The organism is Alteromonas sp. DYW1 (assembly GCF_059752595.1).
Genome location: NZ_CM186038.1, coordinates 704,628 through 722,326, shown reverse-complemented (window position 1 = coordinate 722,326; position 17,699 = coordinate 704,628). Strand labels below are relative to the sequence as shown.

Below are 17,699 nucleotides of genomic sequence, written 5' to 3'. Positions count from 1 at the left end.
ATGGCCAAGAACGTTTATCAATTTGTAGATGTTGAAAGAATTGATCCGCCGAAAAAGCCCATCTTAGTGCGCAAAGAAGATTTCGGTGAGATCTATCAACCGTTGACGCAGTCGCAAACTGAAGGTCAGGCTGATCGCTGTTTAGATTGTGGTAATCCTTATTGTGAGTGGAAGTGTCCAGTTCATAATTATATTCCGCAATGGCTTAGTTTAGCGAATGAAGGGCGTATTCTAGAGGCTGCTGAGCTCTCGCATAAAACCAATAGTCTTCCTGAGGTATGTGGCCGAGTGTGCCCACAAGATCGCTTGTGTGAAGGAGCATGTACGCTCAATGATGATTTTGGCGCCGTCACTATCGGCAGTATCGAGAAGTACATCACCGATACTGCTTTTAAGATGGGCTGGCGACCGGATATGTCTGGTGTTACCTGGACTGACAAAAAGGTCGCAGTCGTTGGCGCAGGTCCTGCAGGGCTCGCATGTGCAGATATTCTAGTTAGAAATGGGGTCAAACCGGTGGTGTTTGACAAATACCAAGAGATTGGCGGTTTACTTACATTCGGCATTCCATCTTTTAAACTCGAGAAAGACGTAGTAAAGCTTCGTCGCGAGATCTTTACTGAGATGGGCGTTGAATTTGTGCTTAATACTGAGATTGGTAAAGACATTCCATTTCAACAATTATTAGATGAATATGATGCTGTTTTCCTTGGCATGGGGACCTATAAAGCAATGGAAGGTGGCTTTACTAATGAAGAAGCCCCGGGGGTATACAAAGCACTACCTTTTCTCATTGCGAATATCAATCGCTTGATGGGGTTTGAAAAGTCGCCAGACGAGTTTATTAACATGCAAGGCAAGCGTGTGGTCGTTCTCGGTGGTGGTGATACCACCATGGACTGTGTGCGAACCTCTATCCGTCAGGGTGCGGCCAGTGTTACCTGTGCTTATCGCCGTGATGAAGAAAGCATGCCGGGTTCACGCCGAGAGGTTGTCAACGCAAAAGAGGAAGGCGTTGAATTTCAATTTAATCTGCAGCCGCTGGATATTGCTGTAGATGAAAATGGCAACACGGTTGGCGTTAAGCTGGTCCGCACAGAAATGGGCCCACCTGACGCGCAAGGGCGACGCAGACCGGTTGAAGTCGCTGGGTCAGAACATATCCTCGAGGCCGATGCAGTTATCATTGCGTTTGGTTTTCAACCGAGTCCTGCAAGCTGGTTTGCTGATTTCGGCATTATTCTTGATGAGAAAGGCCGGGTACGCGCGCCTGCGCAGGGTACATTTGCGTTCCAAACCTCTAATCCTAAGGTATTCTCGGGGGGCGATATGGTACGTGGTAGTGATTTAGTCGTCACCGCTATCGATGAAGGTCGCAAAGCCGCGGAAGGGATCCTCGACTACATCGGCGTTTAGCGCATCTACAGCAATGCGCCAATGCTCTGGCGCTTTGCTGCATGGATTCTTAAGACTCCCTTACAAACTCACAGATAAAGGTTGTCCCCGATGGCGAATTATCGCTGATGGATATTGTTCCACCCAAACGAATGGTAACGATATTAGCAACAATTTGTAAGCCGAGCCCAACGTTACCCGCTTGGCGTCGAGTGGTAAAAAACGGCTTGAATATCTTTTCCTTGATCTCATCGCTTACGCCACAGCCATTATCACTAAACAGTAAACGCGCTTTATTGGCTTGTATGGACACATCAATCGATATCCGTGGTGACGGCGTCGAATTAAACGCGTGTTCGATAGCATTGAGCGTTAGTTGAGTAATGAGCTGGGCTATCGCACCGGGGTATGTGTCTAGCCGAATACCATCAGGACAATCAAGCTGCCAACTTACCTTCGCGCGCTCTAACGTTGGCCCTAAGTTTACCATTACTTCATATAGGTATGATTTTAAATCGATTGTTCGCTTGGTTTGCGAAATTTGATCGGTCGATAAATTTTTAAAGCTGTGCACTAAATGGTTAGCTTTTTCTAAATTCGAAGCAATCAATGCTGATCCTTCGGTAATACTATGCAGCGTTTTCTCAAAATCAGACCGGGTCACTTTATTTGCGGAAAATTTGCTTAATAGCTTTTGCGCATCATCGTGGATTAAGGATGAAGCCGTTACCGCAATGCCGACCGGCGTATTTATTTCATGCGCAACGCCTACCACCAAAGAGGTTAAAGATGCATTCTTTTCCGATTCTATGAGCTGGGTTTCTGCGTTTACTAACGCTTCACTGCGCTTTTTAATCTCTTGCTCAAGATGTTCGTTGCTCGCCTTCAGTGTCGCCATTCGCCAACGGCTCCACGCAGCAAAAAACAATACAGCGAGTAACACATAAGAAGCAATTGCCGCGGGGGTTTGCCACCAAGGTGCTAGAATACTGAAGCGGAAGTTTGCCATCTGCGCAGGTTGAATACCTTTGCCTGTACTAATGACTTGAAATTCATATTCGCCAGGTCCCAGACCGGCATAACTAACGCTGAATTGTTCAGCCGGGACTGACCATTCGTCTTTATGTCCAAGCAAGCGAAAAGAGTAGCTTGCGACAATGTTAGAAAGTAAATTCAAGTCTGCAAATTGGAATGTTATATCTTTGGTCGAATGTTTATACTCATGCTTTTGCGCCCCCAATTGAGAGGCAAACAAAACGTCCTTTTCATCGACAAAAACGTGACTGATCGTGATCCTAGAAGGGACTATTTTAGTTTGCAGAGATGCAGTCCGGATCCTCGAGAAACCTGTCGTCCCACCAAAATATAAGTCGCCATTGGCACTTGCAAAACCTGACTTGATCACAAATTGGTCCCCATGCAGCCCATTATCGGTAGTGAAATGCTCGAGCTGAGTGCGTTGTGGATTCAATTGATAGATACCATTAGCAGTGCTGAACCAAATGGCGTTATTTACATCAGCTAATACCTTTTTGAGCGCCAGATTTTGGATCCGGCGATCTTGTGGGAAATATTGAAAGGTGTTGGATATATCATCAAGCTGATTGAGCTTATTATCGGTTGCAACCCAGAGAGTGTTCTGAGTGTCTCGGATCATATCAACAATGTTATTGCTACTTAAGTCCCCCTCATCGCCTGCCTGAAAAATTAGTCGTCGCTCGCTATCTAAACGAAAGCGCAAAACGCCGTACCCCAAAACCGCAACGTTAATAAACTGATGTCGGTCTTCGGCGATTGCAGCGATTGCTGCTTGCATAAATTGCGGCAACAGCGCACTCAGGTCAACACGTTTAATTTCCTTTCCATCATAGACAAAAAGACCATTATGGGACGTTCCTATCCATACTAGCCCGTCAGAAGATTGTAATAATGATTCGACTAAATAATTTTGTGCATCGGGAAACAACGACTGCATATTAACAAATTCGTTCTCTCGACTGCGTTTCCTGAACAAACCTTTATTACTACCAACCCACAAGTCTCCTTGCTGATCTTCTATGATGGCAATCACGAGCCCGATATCCGGGTCAACGACTTGCGGGATATCCGTGCCGCGGTCAAGTCGCAGTAGGCCTTGAGTCGATCCTATCCACACTTGTTGCAACGAATCTTCGAGTAGCGCGTGTACGCGCCCAATATCAGCGGTGCCTCCCTGTGCATCCTGATAAGCAGTGAAACCGGTGATAGAGTCACCGATAAAGCTAACTTTAATTAATCCTGATGGGCGCGATGCTATCCACAGCACACCATTAGTATCATACACAATGTCTCTAATATCATCATGCGGAAGTATCGCTAACCGCTGCCCGTTGACTAACGGAATAAAATCTTGCGCTGCCGTGTCATATAGGTACAAACCGGATAACGTGCCGATCCATAATTGGTCTTGAGCTCCCTCGATCAATGCAGTTATGCGCACATCGGTGATATTTTCGGCATTAAACCCGCTAATGGTAATACAACTATCTCGGGTACTTGCCATCTTACAAATACCATTTTCGGTACCTACCCACATATCTCCAGCGGATGTTACCAACAAGCGTCGAATACGCTGTTGAAACAGTAGGCTGTCCTGTGCAACCAAATTATTTAAGGGAATAACGCTGAAACTATCTGTTTGAATGCGGTCTAACCCAGCGCCAGTAGCAATCCATATGGATCCATCCGAGTCTTGAGTAATATGCCATACACGATTGTGACTGAGGCTACGAGAGTCGCTGTCACTGTGCATAAAGGTTTGAATGCGGTTTGTCTCTTGTAGGAAAACTGACACGCCACCGCCATTGGTACCGACCCACACATTGCCTGACGAATCTTCAAAGAAGGTTTGGACTAAATTGCTATTAAGTCTGAAGGCCTCAGATGCTTGGTCAGATAAATGCAATTGCAGGCGTAACTGCTGATCATAAACAAACACCCCTTGGCCCCAAGTACCGACCCACAGACGCTGCTGACTATCAATAAATATATTACTGTTATTACGCGAAGCGACCTCTGTTCCTTGAGGGTTCGCCGCTGAAAAATTATCAAAAACTCGCCCATTAAATCGGGCAAGCCCGTTCGGAGTGCCTAGCCAAAGATAACCTTGTTGGTCGCGGGCAATACTGAACACAGTGCTGTCAGGCAGCCCGGATTTAACCGAATAACGATCCACATCGAAGAAAAACTGCTTCGCTGCAGCGGTCAAGCTGAGCGAACAAGCTAGAATACAAAAGCTAAGTAGAAAAAAACGCCGGAACAATGCAACGAGCTTAAAAGTGGCAAACATTAAATGAACGACTACGCCCCCAAAGTTTTGTATGACCTAACCTAAAACTGCGCATGGTCAAATCCATTGGAGCGCCGAACCTCATAGGAACAAGAATAGTTCAAGATCAACAAAAGTAGCAAAGTTAGGAGGGTAAATTAATCAGTAATTACCGCGAGTTACTACTCATCTTCATTAAACTTACCATCAATAAGTTGCTTAACTGCAGCAAATGCTTGATCGGCATCGCTCCCCTCACAAATAATATTGACGGATTCCCCTTGGTGACTTTCCAACATCATTAAACCAAGTACGCTACTTGCATCCGCACTTTTGTCATCCTTATTAAGCGTGATAGTTGCGTCGAACTGATTCGCAAGGGTCACCAATTGAGTCGCCGCGCGGGCATGCAAACCTAACTTGTTGACGATGGTTACAGTCTCTTCAATACGCGCCATAAATCCCTCTACCGATTCAGCTCACGATGGCGGATCTGCACATCAGGATGAATATCTTGAAAGGTCCGCGCTAAGCATTCAGTTACGTACACCGAACGATGTTGACCACCAGTACAACCAATCGCAACTGTCACATAGCTACGATTATTGCGCTCTAAATGCGGTAACCACGTCGAAATAAGGTTCTGGATCTGCCAAACAAATTTGGTGACAATCGGCTGCGAACCTAAAAACTGTTCAACCGGTGAATCTAAGCCCGTTAGGTGTTTAAGATCGGGCTCCCAATGGGGGTTAGGTAAAAACCGGGCATCGAAAACGTAATCGGCATCTTTGGGAATACCATATTTGAAGCCAAAACTCTCGAAGACCAAAACCAAACGAGAACTCTTTTTTCCCAACACTCGCTCACGGATCAATTCAGCTAGCTGATGGACGGATAGTTTGTCAGTGTCCAGATAGAGATCAGCGCGTTCAGCAATTGGAGCAAGTAACTGTTTTTCGGCAATGATGGCGTCTGAGAGTGAACGATTTTCCTTTGACAGTGGATGTAAACGTCGGGTTTCACTGAAGCGTTTAACTAGCTCATCATCGCTGGCGTCTAAATAGATGACGTTCATGTCCCATGCGTCAGGGAGATAATTAAGAATTTCTACAAGTTCATTGGGATCTTTTGGCAAGTTGCGAACATCAATGCTTACCGCGACAAGGTCATACTCATCGACCACGGCATGTGTCAGGGTGGGGAGTAGATTGACGGGTATATTATCAACACAATAGTAACCTAAATCTTCCAGTGCACGTAGCGCAATTGATTTCCCTGAGCCACTGCGACCGCTGACAATAATAAGTTTCATGTGAACGTATCAATTCCCTTAGATTAATGTGTACAGATTAGGCCAAAGCTTGCAGGATTTCATCACTTGTTTGCGCTTTGCGGATTAATTTAACCCGATCTTTGTCTGCTAACTTCCCAGCAACGCTCGCCAACGTTTGCAAATGGCCGTCAGCTTGATCTTCTGGCACCAGAATAGCAAAGAAAATATCGACGGGTTTATCGTCGATAGCGTCAAAATCGATTGCAGGCTCACTGGTTACTACGATTGCCATAACGTTACTCAAGCCCAACAAGCGACCATGTGGGATAGCAATACCATTGCCGATTCCAGTGCTTCCCATGCGTTCACGTTGCATGAGAGCAGCGAGAACTTTATCTTGGTCAATATCGGGATTATTGTCCGCAGCGAGTTGGCTAATGATTTCTAGAATTCGTTTTTTGCTATTACACTGAACCGCACATTGCGTGCGGTTCGTGCTTAATATTGTTTGTAGGTTCATGGTTTATTAAAAAACTCCAAATCTCCAAGATGGAGAGGACCGCTTTAATGCTTTTTCAGCTTTTCCTTATGCCGGATAACCTGACGATCAAGCTTATCTATCATGCTATCAATCGCTGCATACATATCAGTATCTTCCGATGATGCAAATATCTCCGCACCACTCAGATGCACAGTTGCTTCAGCCTTTTGATTTAACTTTTCCACATTTAATATCACGTGCACGTTGGAAATATGGTCAAAATGTCGTTCCAACTTTGAAAATTTGGTGTCGACGTAATTGCGGAGCGAATCGGTAATATCAACGTGGTGACCAGTTAAGTTAATTTGCATATATCGTCTTCCTTCTTGTTCGAGCTATTAGAGTAAACTCTTACGTTGATTGGACGGGGGAATCGCGAGCGATTCACGGTATTTTGCTATTGTCCGACGGGCCACTTGTATACCTTGGTCCGCCAACAATTGAGCAATCTTGCTATCACTCAGTGGCTTGCTCGGTTTTTCGGCTGCCACCAGCTTCTTAATTAATGCACGTATCGCCGTAGAGGAGCATTCGCCACCCCCGTCAGTCGCAACGTGACTAGAAAAAAAGTATTTCAGTTCAAAAATGCCGCGCGGGGTGTGCATATATTTTTGCGTTGTTACCCGTGAAATGGTTGACTCATGCATATCTACCATTTCAGCCACGTCATTTAACACCATGGGTTTCATCATTTCTGGCCCATGCTCAAAAAAGCCAATTTGCTGCTGCACGATACAGTTAGCCACCTTTAATAATGTTTCATTGCGGCTTTCTAAACTCTTTATGAACCACTTAGCTTCTTGCATATGCGAACGAATAAATTGCGAATCGCTGCTGTTGCGCGCGTTGCGACTCATGGCAGCATATTGCTGGTTTATACTTAGTTTAGGCAAACTGTCTGGATTTAGCTCGACATTCCAGCGACCATTTTTCTTACTGACTGATACATCCGGAATAACGTATTCTGGCTCCTTCGTAATCAGCGCACTGCCTGGACGCGGATTAAGCGTTTGCAATAAGCGTAGTGCCTCTCTTAGCTCTTCTTCCTTTAGTCTGCTTTTGCGCATCAAAGTTCGATAGTCTTTACTGCTTAACAGATCAGAAAATTCGATGAGAATTTGCTTGGCTTCTGCTACCCAAGGAGTGTCAGGCGCAAACTGGTTAAGTTGGACTAACAAGCATTCCTGCGGTGTGCGAGAGCCAGAGCCGATAGGATCAAACATTTGAATGCGTTTCAGCACACACAAGACTTCATCTTCTTCAACCTGCTCGTCCGTTACGTCATCATTCACACTGGCGAGAATATCTTCAACTGTGCAGGTTAAATAACCTGATTCGTCAATCGAATCGATGATTGCAATGGCGATGGCGCGATCGACTTCGCTAAAAGGAGTCAAGTCCATCTGCCACAGCAAATGGTCCTGTATATTGTCGGTGGTTTCCCCCTGAAAAACCTGGTCATCATCACTACTTGAAGACATTGGTGCTGGTGCCGATGAAGCACTGTAGTATTCATCCCAAGTACTATCGATGGGCAACTCATCCGGCAAATCGGCCTTTTCAAGCGCATCACCACTTTCAAGTGAATCATCACTGGAATTCGCCGTTGGCTCTTCCTTTTCCTTACTATTGGTCTGCAGATCACTGTTGCTGTCTGGCTCGTGAACCTCTTCTAACTCGAGTAATGGATTAGAATCAAGCGCCTCTTGGATTTCGGTTTGTAAGTCGAGCGTCGATAACTGCAGCAGTTTGATTGCTTGCTGCAACTGCGGCGTCATCGTAAGTTGTTGACTGAATTTAAGCTGTAACGAGGGCTTCATTTATTGCTCTTTACTTCCCACACCATGTGTTGACGAACTCTGCTTTGCACAAATTATTATCGTTAGGTTAACTATAGCCTGAATTGCTCGCCGAGGTATACATCTCTCACTTTTTGATTTGCTAAAACCTCGTCTGCCGTACCTGCAGCGATTAACTCTCCATGACTAACAATGTACGCTTTCTCACAAACATCAAGGGTTTCACGGACGTTATGGTCAGTTATCAAAACACCGATACCGCGCTCGCACAGGTGCTGAATAATTTTTTTAATGTCGTTGACCGAGATAGGATCAACTCCAGCAAACGGTTCATCAAGCAAGATAAATTGTGGGTTGGCGGCCAGAGCTCTGGCAATTTCAACTCGGCGTCTCTCCCCCCCCGACAAGCTCATTCCAAGACTGTTGCGAATATGATTAATATTAAATTCGTCGAGCAATGCATCTGCCTCTTGCTCCCGCTGAATAGTGGTTAATTCTTTGCGAGTCTGCAAAATAGCCATGATATTTTCGAGCACCGTTAATTTACGGAAAATCGATGCTTCTTGCGGTAAATAGCCGATACCTTGACGCGCCCGCTCATGCATGGGCAACAAAGTGAGTTCAGATTGGTCAATATAAATCCGCCCATGATCCAATGGCACTAGCCCCACAATCATATAAAACGTGGTTGTTTTACCGGCACCGTTAGGCCCCAGCAGGCCGACGATTTGACCGCTATCAACGCTGAGACTAACGTCTCTAACAACTTGTCTGGACTTATAAGATTTCGCTAAGTTCTGCGCGATCAGCGTAGCCATTATCGCGGCTCTTCCTGTTGCGGTTGCTCTTCTTCTGGCTCGTCGTCTTGCAGATCTTTAAACGTTTCTGGGCGAAATACGGTGGTAACCCGGCGCTCTTCATCGTTATCATTGCTTTGCGCAAGTAGCTGCTCTTTCTCCATATCAAATTGGATCAAATCACCTTGTACCATACTGCTGTCGCGCACCAACTGTGCTGAACCATCTAAGGTAATGGCGCGTGACGATACAGCATAAGTAATTGAATTCGCCTGCGCCGTTACTCGACTGCCATCATCCATATTTTGCGCGTACATTGCGGGGCGCCCACGTGCGATAAATATTTCGCGACCTTCACCTTCTGTGGCAATAACTTCAACCTCATCCGCATGAATTTCCATCGACCCCTGGGTAATATGAACATCATCCTTAAAAATAGAGGTTTTATTTTTACCATCGACAAACTGGCTTTTTGCATCCACTTTGATTGGTTGACTAAAGTCAGACTGCCCTGCCCACACGAATGTAGCAAACACGCCGTAGCCGAGAATCAAAATACTACGATAAACGGCTGTAAAAATCGGGGTCTGACTAATGCTATTAAAAAGGTTACGCAGCATACTAGAGGGCCTTGTTCGTGGGTGAATATACAGTCTGGACATGCTGTTGTAATTCATAAGTCTTATTCGTGAGATCCGCATTCAATCCATCGCTCTGTATTTGGTAATCCTCACCAATGATGGTGACTGCTTGATCAGATGTCATTATTTTAGTCGTTAAGTCTATTTGAAGGAACTCCGTTGCAATAGTTTTTACGAATTCCTCGTCATTCAGACTCCGAATGGTCACATTTCGTTCAAGTTGAATGCGATTGTCGTCATACAAGGTGCCTTCTTCAGCCGTTACCTGCCAGGGCGTATCCTCATCGTCCATGTAAATGGTATATTGTGGTTGCTTAAAGTAAACAAAACCAAGCTGTTCGAAGTGCTCCATTTGTTGGGCAAATATGCGGTGGCTAAGCTTACCCGATTCATCGTAGATTGCACTGCGTAAGTTTTTTGCTTGATAGGTCGGTTTATAAGCGTCTTCTTCATTTTCTACCGTGGTCACTGAATCTTCCTTTAACCACGTTGGGATGTAGGTAGCTAGGGCAAGGATAAACAACGCCGAGATACTATATCCAAGCCGATTCACACGCTAGCTCCGGTAAAATTATCCAGTTGTCCATGAATTTGCAAGAGCACATCGCAAACTTCTCGCACCGCGCCAAAACCACCGCGAGCAGATGTTGTCCAGCGCGCTTGCTGGGTAACTAGTGGATGAGCATCCGCAACCGCAATCGGCACCGCACTGAGTGCAAACATCCCTAAATCTGGTACGTCATCACCGATTGCAGCGACTTGCTCTGCAGTGAAATTTGTCACCTCAAGGATTTCTTGTAGTGCCTGCGCTTTGTTCTCTTGCCCTTGCACAATAAAATTGGTGTTTAATGCCTGCATCCGCTGGGCCACGATTCTCGACTCGCGCCCAGTAATTACCGCAGTTCTAATGCCTATCCGTTGCAATGCTTTAAAGCCAAAACCATCGCGGGTATGGAAGGCTTTCAGTTCTTCGCCTTGATTGCCCAGATAGATACGCCCATCCGAAAACACCCCGTCGATATCACAGACTAACAATCGCACTTGACTGAGTGCCGTGTAAACGTCACTTGGCAGCGTACCGTACAAGGTTTCAATTTGCTTCATTACAATACTCCAGCCATTAGCAGCATGTGCATGTTAAAGGCACCGACTGGCTTTCGTTCGCTGTCCACCGCAAACATAGCACTGATCTTATACTGTTCCATTAAGTTTAAAGCGTTCACAGCCAGTGTTCCTGGGGCAACCGTGACTCCGTCTTTGGTCATAACCTCGCCAACGGGCGTGGCGTGGATATCAATACGGGCATCCAAGATGCGACGCAAATCGCCATCAGTGAATATGCCTACTAGACTACCCTGTGCGTCCTGCACCCCAGTCATTCCCAACCCTTTTTGCGAAATTTCTAATAACGCCGCCGAGATACTTTGCGCAGGATCAACTAACGGTAACTGGCTTCCCGCCAACATAATATCACTGACTTTAAGCAGTAATTTGCGCCCTAAACTGCCGCCGGGATGTGACAATGCAAAATCATCTGACGTAAAACCTTTCGCATCGAGTAAAGCAACCGCCAGCGCATCTCCCATCACAAGTGTTACCGTAGTACTAGTCGTAGGCGCTAGACCGAGAGAGCAGGCCTCTTCGTTGACATGGATATCAAGCATCACGTCGGCATGCTTGGCCAAGTTGCTATCCCGACTATTTGTCATTGCGATAATGGGGATTTTTAAGCGTTTGACCACTGGCAAGATACTTAATAGCTCAGCTGATTCACCAGAATTAGAAATAGCCAAAAGCACATCATTTGCGGCTAACATCCCCAGATCGCCATGATTAGCTTCACCTGGGTGCATGAAAAACGCGGGCGTCCCAGTGCTCGCCAAGGTCGCGGCTATTTTATGGCCAATATGACCAGACTTGCCCATACCACTGACCACTACCTTGCCCGTACATCCTAAACAAAGCTCACAAGCTTTGGCAAAATCGCCATTGATGCGCTCTCCCAATGCGGTGAGCTCACGCTGTTCAATCTCTACAACCCGTTTACCGGACGCAATAAAATCTGTCATGGCTTATCCAAAAAGTACCCACTGATAGACAAAAAACGCGGCAACCAGTGAAAACGCTTCGTATCGATTGATGCGACGACGACCGCGCAAATCAAAACTATACACGATTAAGAGCACAGTGAGGCCTAACATAACAAAAATGTCACGTTCCGCGGCCTGAGCTTCGATGATGCCTGGCGTGATTAAGGCAGGCATGGCTAATACTCCAAGTAAGTTAAACATGTTCGACCCCACGACGTTACCTAACGCCAGATCATGTTCATTCTTCATAACCCCAGCAATACTCGCAGCCAGTTCTGGCAAACTGGTTCCCAAAGCAATCACGGTAAGTCCAATCACCAGTTCACTAACGCCTAAATAAGTCGCAATCTCGGTAGCGGAAGCAATAATAAAGTGCGCACTTGCGGGTAACAATGTCATGCCAAGCAGCACCCACAACCACGCATGTAAATTCGGCACTCCCTTCGGAATTTCATCGTCAGTTTCGTGATGAATAGGATCATTCTTTTCGGTAGTTATTGACAGAAATGCCATGCCAATCAAGACTAAAATCAAGCCAACCGTTAAGGCGATACCCTCTGCTCGACTGAGCGTTTGGTCATAAATAAACCAAGATGCAATCGCGCAAATAATCAGTAGAATGGGCATCTCGCGCTTAACGGTTAATGAACTAACCACCAGCGGCTTAATTAAAGCGGTAATCCCAAGAACTAAAGCAATATTGGTAATATTCGAGCCCAAGGCGTTGCCGACCGCAGTATTGCGATTATCATTGAGCGACGCGATGATTGAAACCACGATCTCCGGCGCGGAAGAGCCCATTGCCACAATCGTAAGGCCAATCATCATCGGAGATACGCCGCTGTTACGCGCCAATGCGGAGGCGCCATAAACAAAGCGGTCAGCTGCCCAGCTTAAGATTGCGATTCCGATGATAAAAATGACTATACTACTAAACATGAAGCACTGTCTGTTCCGGTATGATTGGGCGGCATGATCGCAAAAATTTAATCAGCTGCCTAGTGCACAGCTCTGACTTGGATTAATTTTTTTCCATCTTGCGCAACTCTTTGCCACTTTCTGCGGTCAGTAGGGGTATAATCTGGCGAGGTTGGCTCAGCATATGCTTTCACACCTGAGTTGTGGAGGGCATGTTTCGAAATATTTGGATATAAGTTGTTACTTTTTAACTTTGCTCGAAACACTTGAAAACCGTTAAAATGTCGCAACATCGTCGATTCGACAAATCGTTCTCAACTAACGCCATACTTTACAAGGCAGGCATGGATAATTTAGTTTCAATTAACAATATGACCTTCTCGCGTGGCAATCGAACGATTTATGATGGTATCTCGTTGCAAGTTCCGCGCGGAAAAATAACCGCAGTGATGGGACCCAGTGGTATCGGTAAAACTACACTGCTCAAACTAATCGGTGGTCAATTAACACCTGACACTGGCACTGTTGAGTTTGATGGTAAAAACGTGCACAGCTTATCCCGCTCTAAGTTATTTGAGTTACGTCGTGATATGAGCATGCTATTTCAAAGTGGCGCCTTATTCACCAATATTTCAGTTTTTGACAATGTCGCTTTTCCCTTACGCGAACACACCAATCTTGCCGAATCAGTGATTGAAACCTTAGTCGCACTAAAATTGCAAGCCGTTGGTTTGCGGGGCGCGGCGCATTTGATGCCAGCCGAACTTTCCGGCGGTATGGCCCGTCGAGCGGCGCTAGCGCGAGCCATTGCGCTGGATCCAAAATTAATCATGTTTGATGAACCTTTTGCCGGTCAAGATCCTATTTCAATGGGGGTTTTAGTGAAGCTAATTCGTGCATTAAACGATTCTTTAGGCGTTACCAGTATCGTGGTTACCCACGACGTAACTGAGGTGCTAACGATTGCCGATTACGTCTATATTCTAGCCGAGCAACGAATAATTGGTGAAGGTACACCGGCAGAAATTCAACACAGCGAATCAGCTCTGGTACAACAATTTTTACAAGGCAATGCCGATGGTCCGGTTCCGTTCCATTTTAAAGCGCAAAGTCTGGAATCCCAGCTATTTGGTGAACAAGCATGATAAATTGGATTGCCGATATAGGGCATAATACCCTAGCTAAAATTAGCGCCTCTGGACGCGCTGGGTTAATGCTATTTGGTGCCATTTTTGCGTTTCCACAATTTAAGAATATCCGCCTTACTATCCAACAAGTCTATGTGGTTGGTGTTCAGTCTCTGTTAATTATCATCGTGTCAGGCTTGTTCATTGGAATGGTTATGGCGTTGCAAGGTTATACCATTCTGGTCGACTATGGAGCTGAAGGTAGTCTTGGCCCCATGGTTGCGCTGTCGTTATTACGCGAATTAGGACCGGTAGTGACTGCACTATTGTTTGCAGGGCGTGCAGGTTCTGCATTAACCGCAGAAATCGGTTTGATGAAAGCAACGGAGCAACTAAGTAGCCTGGAAATGATGGCGGTTGACCCCTTACGTCGAGTGGTAGCCCCGCGCTTTTGGGCAGGCGTTATCGCGATGCCAATGCTCGCGGTAATCTTCAGTGCTGTCGGGATCCTTGGAGGTCACTTAGTTGGCGTTGACTGGTTAGGGGTCGATGCCGGCAGCTATTGGTCAATCATGCAAGCAACTGTCGAATGGGAAGCCGACGTAGTCAATGGAATTATCAAAAGTGTGGTGTTTGCCTTGGTGGTTACTTGGATTGCGATATTTAAAGGTTATGATGCAGTGCCTACCTCTGAAGGTATCAGTAAGGCGACCACAGAAACCGTAGTTTTTAGTTCACTCGCCGTTCTAGGCTTGGATTTTGTATTAACTGCACTCATGTTTGGCATTGAGTAGGAGAAAAAATGACAACGCGCAAAACAGAATTATTAGTGGGAATGTTCGTCTTGTTGACGATTGCCGCATTGTTATTGTTGGGGCTGAAGGTTGCCAATCAAGGCATGCAAGCGAATGGTGAAACCTACATTCTAAAAGCCAAGTTTGATAATATCGGCGGGCTTAAAGAACGCTCAGCAGTTAAGGTGGGTGGCGTAACGGTTGGACGCGTAGAGTCAATTACTTTGGACGCTGAAGACTTTACCCCAGTTGTGACCCTTACAATTAGCAAAGATTACAACAATTTCCCAGAAACAACGTCAGTGGCAATATTAACGTCTGGATTACTGGGCGAACAGTATGTTGGCCTGCAACCTGGGTTTTCATTCGGCGATATTGAAAACTTGAGTGACGGTGATTTCATCGAAGATACCAAATCAGCACTGGTACTCGAAGACCTAATTGGTCAGTTCCTTTTTAGTCGAGACAGTGAATAACAAGTAACCTAGGAGTAAATATTGTGAAAAATTGGTTGATAGGGATCCTCTCAGCGAGCTTTTTATTGTCTGCCAGTGCTCTCGCCAACGTCGAAGCGACTGATCCGTACGCAATGGTAAAAGATGTAGCCTCTAAAACCTTTGATCGGATAAAGCGCGAACAGCAGGACATTAAACAAGATCCTGAGAAACTGCGTACAGTTATGGAAGAAGAATTACTCCCTTACATTGACTACAAATTTGCCGCATTTATGGTGCTCGGCAAACATTTCCGCTCGGTACCAGAAGATAAGCTAGGTGAATATGTGCAAGTATTCCGTGAATATTTAATCACCAGCTATGCAATTGCGATGGGCTATTATGATGACCAAGAGGTTTTGTTTGAACCGTCTGGTGAATGGGACGATAAGAAAACAGTTACTGTGCGTGCGCTGATAAAGGATGACGAGCGTCCCGATATTAAAGTGGCATTTATGGTACGTAAAAATAAAAAATCAGACGAATGGCGGGCTTACGATATGGTAGCCGAAGGGATTAGCCTGATTTCCAGCAAACGCAGTGAATTCGAATCAATTTTACGCCAAGATGGGATCGAAAGAGTCATTGCCATTATGCGTGATACCATTGATAAGCCAATTGTTTTACAGCCGAAAGAAAGCTAGTTCATGACTCCATATTCAGTAACGCTGCAAGGTGGTAGCACCTTGCAGATTTCGGGTGACTTAACCATGTATACGCTCAATAAAGATTGGTGGCAGAGCGCTAGCAAGGAAACGTTACTACAGTTACAACAACAAACTGCTATCACTATCGCTTTGGCTCAAGTAGAGCGGATCGACAGTGCGGGTTTGGCATGGTTGTTAAACCTCATTCGTGACGCCAAAAAAGCAGGAATTGCAGCGAAATTGTTGGATCCTCCCAAAGAATTGCTAAATCTTGCAAAAATCAGCGACGCCTCCCCTCTTTTACCGTTAGAATAGCGCTCATGTTATTTAGTTTGTAGAGAACGCATGACGAACGAAGAAATCGAACTTTTATTAAAAGAAGCACTCAACCTTTCTGAAGTCCACGTGCAAAGTGAAGGTTCACATATCAAAGTGATTGCTATTGGCGATGTGTTTGACGAGCTTAGCCGAGTAAAAAAACAACAATATGTTTATGCCCCGTTGAAAGAACTAATTGCTGATGGCACCTTGCATGCTGTGACAATTAAAACTTTCAACACCCAACAATGGCAACGTGAACGTTTGTTCAATATGCCACGTTAGAATAGAGTTTCAATGGATAAATTGGTTATTAAAAAAAGTCCTCCATTACACGGGGAGGTCGTTATATCTGGCGCCAAAAATGCCGCACTGCCGCTGCTTATTACTTGCTTATTGACAGACCAACCGTGTACTTTCACTAACGTACCGAATTTGCGAGATATCAACACAAGTTTAGCGTTGCTCGCCGAATTGGGGGTCACTGTTGAGCAAGAAAATGATCGCGTCGTATTAAATGCAAGCACATTAACGTCGATCACCGCGTCCTATGAACTCGTGCGCACAATGCGCGCCTCCATTTTGGTATTAGGCCCGTTGTTGGCAAAACATGGAAAAGCAAATGTATCTCTCCCTGGTGGTTGTGCAATAGGTGCGCGACCGGTCAACCTGCATCTGGCTGGCCTTGAGAAAATGGGAGCGCAAATCGCGGTTGAAGAAGGTTATATTCGCGCCCACGTTGATGGCCGTTTAAAAGGGGCGCGGATTTTTATGGATATTGTCAGTGTTGGAGCCACTGAGAATTTGATGATGGCTGCTGCACTAGCCGACGGTGAAACCATCTTGGAAAATGCCGCCAGAGAGCCAGAAATTGTCGATCTTGCGGTCTGTTTAAACCGCATGGGTGCCAAAATTGAAGGCGCTGGTAGCGACAATATTCGTATCCAAGGTGTCGAGCAGTTGCATGGAGGCACGCATCGGGTATTACCGGATCGCATTGAAACCGGTACGTTCCTGGTCGCAGCTGCTGCGAGCGGCGGTAAAGTGCGTTGCACTAACGCAGCTCCAGAAACATTAGATGCCGTCATCGATAAACTTGAGCAAGCGGGTGCGACCATTACCACTGGATCGGATTGGATCGAGTTAGACATGGCTGGGAAACAGCCCAAAGCAGTCAACCTTAAAACCGCTCCACATCCTGGTTTCCCGACAGATATGCAAGCACAATTTGTTACTTTAAATTGTATTGCACAAGGCACTGGCGTAATCACTGAAACCATTTTCGAGAATCGCTTTATGCACGTGCCAGAACTGCACCGTATGGGGGCCGATATTGCGCTTGAAGGCAACAGCGCGGTTTCCAAAGGCGGGTCTAAGTTACGTGGAGCTCCCGTCATGGCAACGGACTTGCGCGCATCAGCGAGCCTTGTCATCGCCGGCATGCTGGCAGAGGGTGAAACTACGGTCAATCGGATTTATCACCTTGACCGAGGTTACGAGTCGATTGAGAAAAAACTCAGTGGGCTCGGCGCAAACATTGAGCGCGTTGCAGAATAGC

General features: G+C 45.9%; 20 protein-coding genes. 8 read left to right on the top strand and 12 right to left on the bottom strand.

Annotated elements, in window-relative coordinates; all coding sequences use genetic code 11:
* Positions 1-1,416: an FAD-dependent oxidoreductase gene (locus AC121Z_RS03305; RefSeq protein ID WP_498126647.1), complete on the top strand. Its 1,416-nt coding sequence runs from the start codon at positions 1-3 to the stop codon at positions 1,414-1,416.
* A gap of 49 nt (positions 1,417-1,465) precedes the next feature.
* Here AC121Z_RS03305 and AC121Z_RS03300 read toward each other — a convergent pair whose 3' ends face one another.
* The 12 genes from AC121Z_RS03300 to AC121Z_RS03245 all read right to left on the bottom strand — a co-directional run bounded on the left by AC121Z_RS03300 (position 1,466) and on the right by AC121Z_RS03245 (position 12,782).
* Positions 1,466-4,723, bottom strand: coding sequence for a sensor histidine kinase (locus tag AC121Z_RS03300; RefSeq protein WP_498126645.1), 3,258 nt, complete (start codon positions 4,721-4,723; stop codon positions 1,466-1,468).
* A gap of 161 nt (positions 4,724-4,884) precedes the next feature.
* Positions 4,885-5,160: an HPr family phosphocarrier protein gene (locus AC121Z_RS03295; protein ID WP_498126643.1), complete on the bottom strand. Its 276-nt coding sequence runs from the start codon at positions 5,158-5,160 to the stop codon at positions 4,885-4,887.
* A gap of 8 nt (positions 5,161-5,168) precedes the next feature.
* Complete coding sequence (rapZ, locus tag AC121Z_RS03290; protein WP_498126642.1) at positions 5,169-6,014, bottom strand: RNase adapter RapZ; 846 nt, start codon at positions 6,012-6,014, stop codon at positions 5,169-5,171.
* Between the two features lie 37 nt (positions 6,015-6,051).
* Positions 6,052-6,495 (bottom strand): PTS IIA-like nitrogen regulatory protein PtsN, encoded by a 444-nt coding sequence (gene ptsN, locus AC121Z_RS03285; protein WP_498126640.1) that lies wholly within the window; start codon positions 6,493-6,495, stop codon positions 6,052-6,054.
* 44 nt (positions 6,496-6,539) lie between these two features.
* Positions 6,540-6,827, bottom strand: a complete 288-nt coding sequence (hpf, locus tag AC121Z_RS03280) for a ribosome hibernation promoting factor (RefSeq protein WP_100644515.1) — start codon at positions 6,825-6,827, stop codon at positions 6,540-6,542.
* Positions 6,828-6,854: 27 nt separating this feature from the next.
* The gene (locus AC121Z_RS03275; RefSeq protein ID WP_498126639.1) at positions 6,855-8,336 is read right to left on the bottom strand and encodes an RNA polymerase factor sigma-54; all 1,482 of its coding nucleotides are present in this window, start codon (positions 8,334-8,336) and stop codon (positions 6,855-6,857) included.
* A 71-nt stretch (positions 8,337-8,407) separates the two neighbouring features.
* Positions 8,408-9,133: an LPS export ABC transporter ATP-binding protein gene (lptB, locus tag AC121Z_RS03270; protein ID WP_498126637.1), complete on the bottom strand. Its 726-nt coding sequence runs from the start codon at positions 9,131-9,133 to the stop codon at positions 8,408-8,410.
* Positions 9,133-9,732, bottom strand: a complete 600-nt coding sequence (gene lptA / locus AC121Z_RS03265; RefSeq protein ID WP_498126636.1) for a lipopolysaccharide transport periplasmic protein LptA — start codon at positions 9,730-9,732, stop codon at positions 9,133-9,135. Before lptA ends, lptB begins: the two co-directional genes overlap by 1 nt.
* A 1-nt stretch (position 9,733) precedes the next feature.
* A complete protein-coding gene (gene lptC, locus AC121Z_RS03260) occupies positions 9,734-10,306 on the bottom strand; it encodes an LPS export ABC transporter periplasmic protein LptC (protein WP_498126634.1) in 573 nt (190 codons plus the stop codon).
* Positions 10,303-10,857 (bottom strand): 3-deoxy-manno-octulosonate-8-phosphatase KdsC, encoded by a 555-nt coding sequence (kdsC, locus tag AC121Z_RS03255; RefSeq protein ID WP_498126632.1) that lies wholly within the window; start codon positions 10,855-10,857, stop codon positions 10,303-10,305. Before kdsC ends, lptC begins: the two co-directional genes overlap by 4 nt.
* Positions 10,857-11,822 (bottom strand): KpsF/GutQ family sugar-phosphate isomerase, encoded by a 966-nt coding sequence (locus tag AC121Z_RS03250; RefSeq protein ID WP_498126630.1) that lies wholly within the window; start codon positions 11,820-11,822, stop codon positions 10,857-10,859. Before AC121Z_RS03250 ends, kdsC begins: the two co-directional genes overlap by 1 nt.
* 3 nt (positions 11,823-11,825) lie before the next feature.
* Positions 11,826-12,782 carry a calcium/sodium antiporter gene (locus AC121Z_RS03245; RefSeq protein WP_498126628.1) on the bottom strand — a complete coding sequence of 319 codons (957 nt, stop codon included), beginning with the start codon at positions 12,780-12,782 and terminating at the stop codon, positions 11,826-11,828.
* A 323-nt stretch (positions 12,783-13,105) separates the two neighbouring features.
* On the opposite strand from AC121Z_RS03245, the gene AC121Z_RS03240 reads away from it, so the two are divergent.
* Genes AC121Z_RS03240 through murA form a run of 7 tightly spaced genes read left to right on the top strand, consistent with a single transcriptional unit; the run spans position 13,106 to position 17,698 of the window.
* Entirely contained in the window at positions 13,106-13,906 is an 801-nt protein-coding gene (locus AC121Z_RS03240) for an ATP-binding cassette domain-containing protein (protein WP_498126626.1), read from the top strand.
* Positions 13,903-14,682, top strand: coding sequence for a lipid asymmetry maintenance ABC transporter permease subunit MlaE (gene mlaE, locus AC121Z_RS03235; protein ID WP_498126624.1), 780 nt, complete (start codon positions 13,903-13,905; stop codon positions 14,680-14,682). Before AC121Z_RS03240 ends, mlaE begins: the two co-directional genes overlap by 4 nt.
* Positions 14,683-14,690: 8 nt before the next feature.
* Positions 14,691-15,158, top strand: a complete 468-nt coding sequence (gene mlaD / locus AC121Z_RS03230; RefSeq protein WP_498126623.1) for an outer membrane lipid asymmetry maintenance protein MlaD — start codon at positions 14,691-14,693, stop codon at positions 15,156-15,158.
* Positions 15,159-15,202: 44 nt separating this feature from the next.
* Positions 15,203-15,820 (top strand): MlaC/ttg2D family ABC transporter substrate-binding protein, encoded by a 618-nt coding sequence (locus AC121Z_RS03225; RefSeq protein WP_498128134.1) that lies wholly within the window; start codon positions 15,203-15,205, stop codon positions 15,818-15,820.
* Positions 15,821-15,823: 3 nt separating this feature from the next.
* Positions 15,824-16,138 carry an STAS domain-containing protein gene (locus tag AC121Z_RS03220; RefSeq protein ID WP_498126621.1) on the top strand — a complete coding sequence of 105 codons (315 nt, stop codon included), beginning with the start codon at positions 15,824-15,826 and terminating at the stop codon, positions 16,136-16,138.
* 30 nt (positions 16,139-16,168) lie between these two features.
* Complete coding sequence (locus AC121Z_RS03215; protein WP_498126619.1) at positions 16,169-16,426, top strand: BolA family protein; 258 nt, start codon at positions 16,169-16,171, stop codon at positions 16,424-16,426.
* Positions 16,427-16,438: 12 nt separating this feature from the next.
* Positions 16,439-17,698, top strand: a complete 1,260-nt coding sequence (gene murA, locus AC121Z_RS03210; RefSeq protein ID WP_498126617.1) for a UDP-N-acetylglucosamine 1-carboxyvinyltransferase — start codon at positions 16,439-16,441, stop codon at positions 17,696-17,698.
* Position 17,699 lies beyond the last annotated feature (1 nt).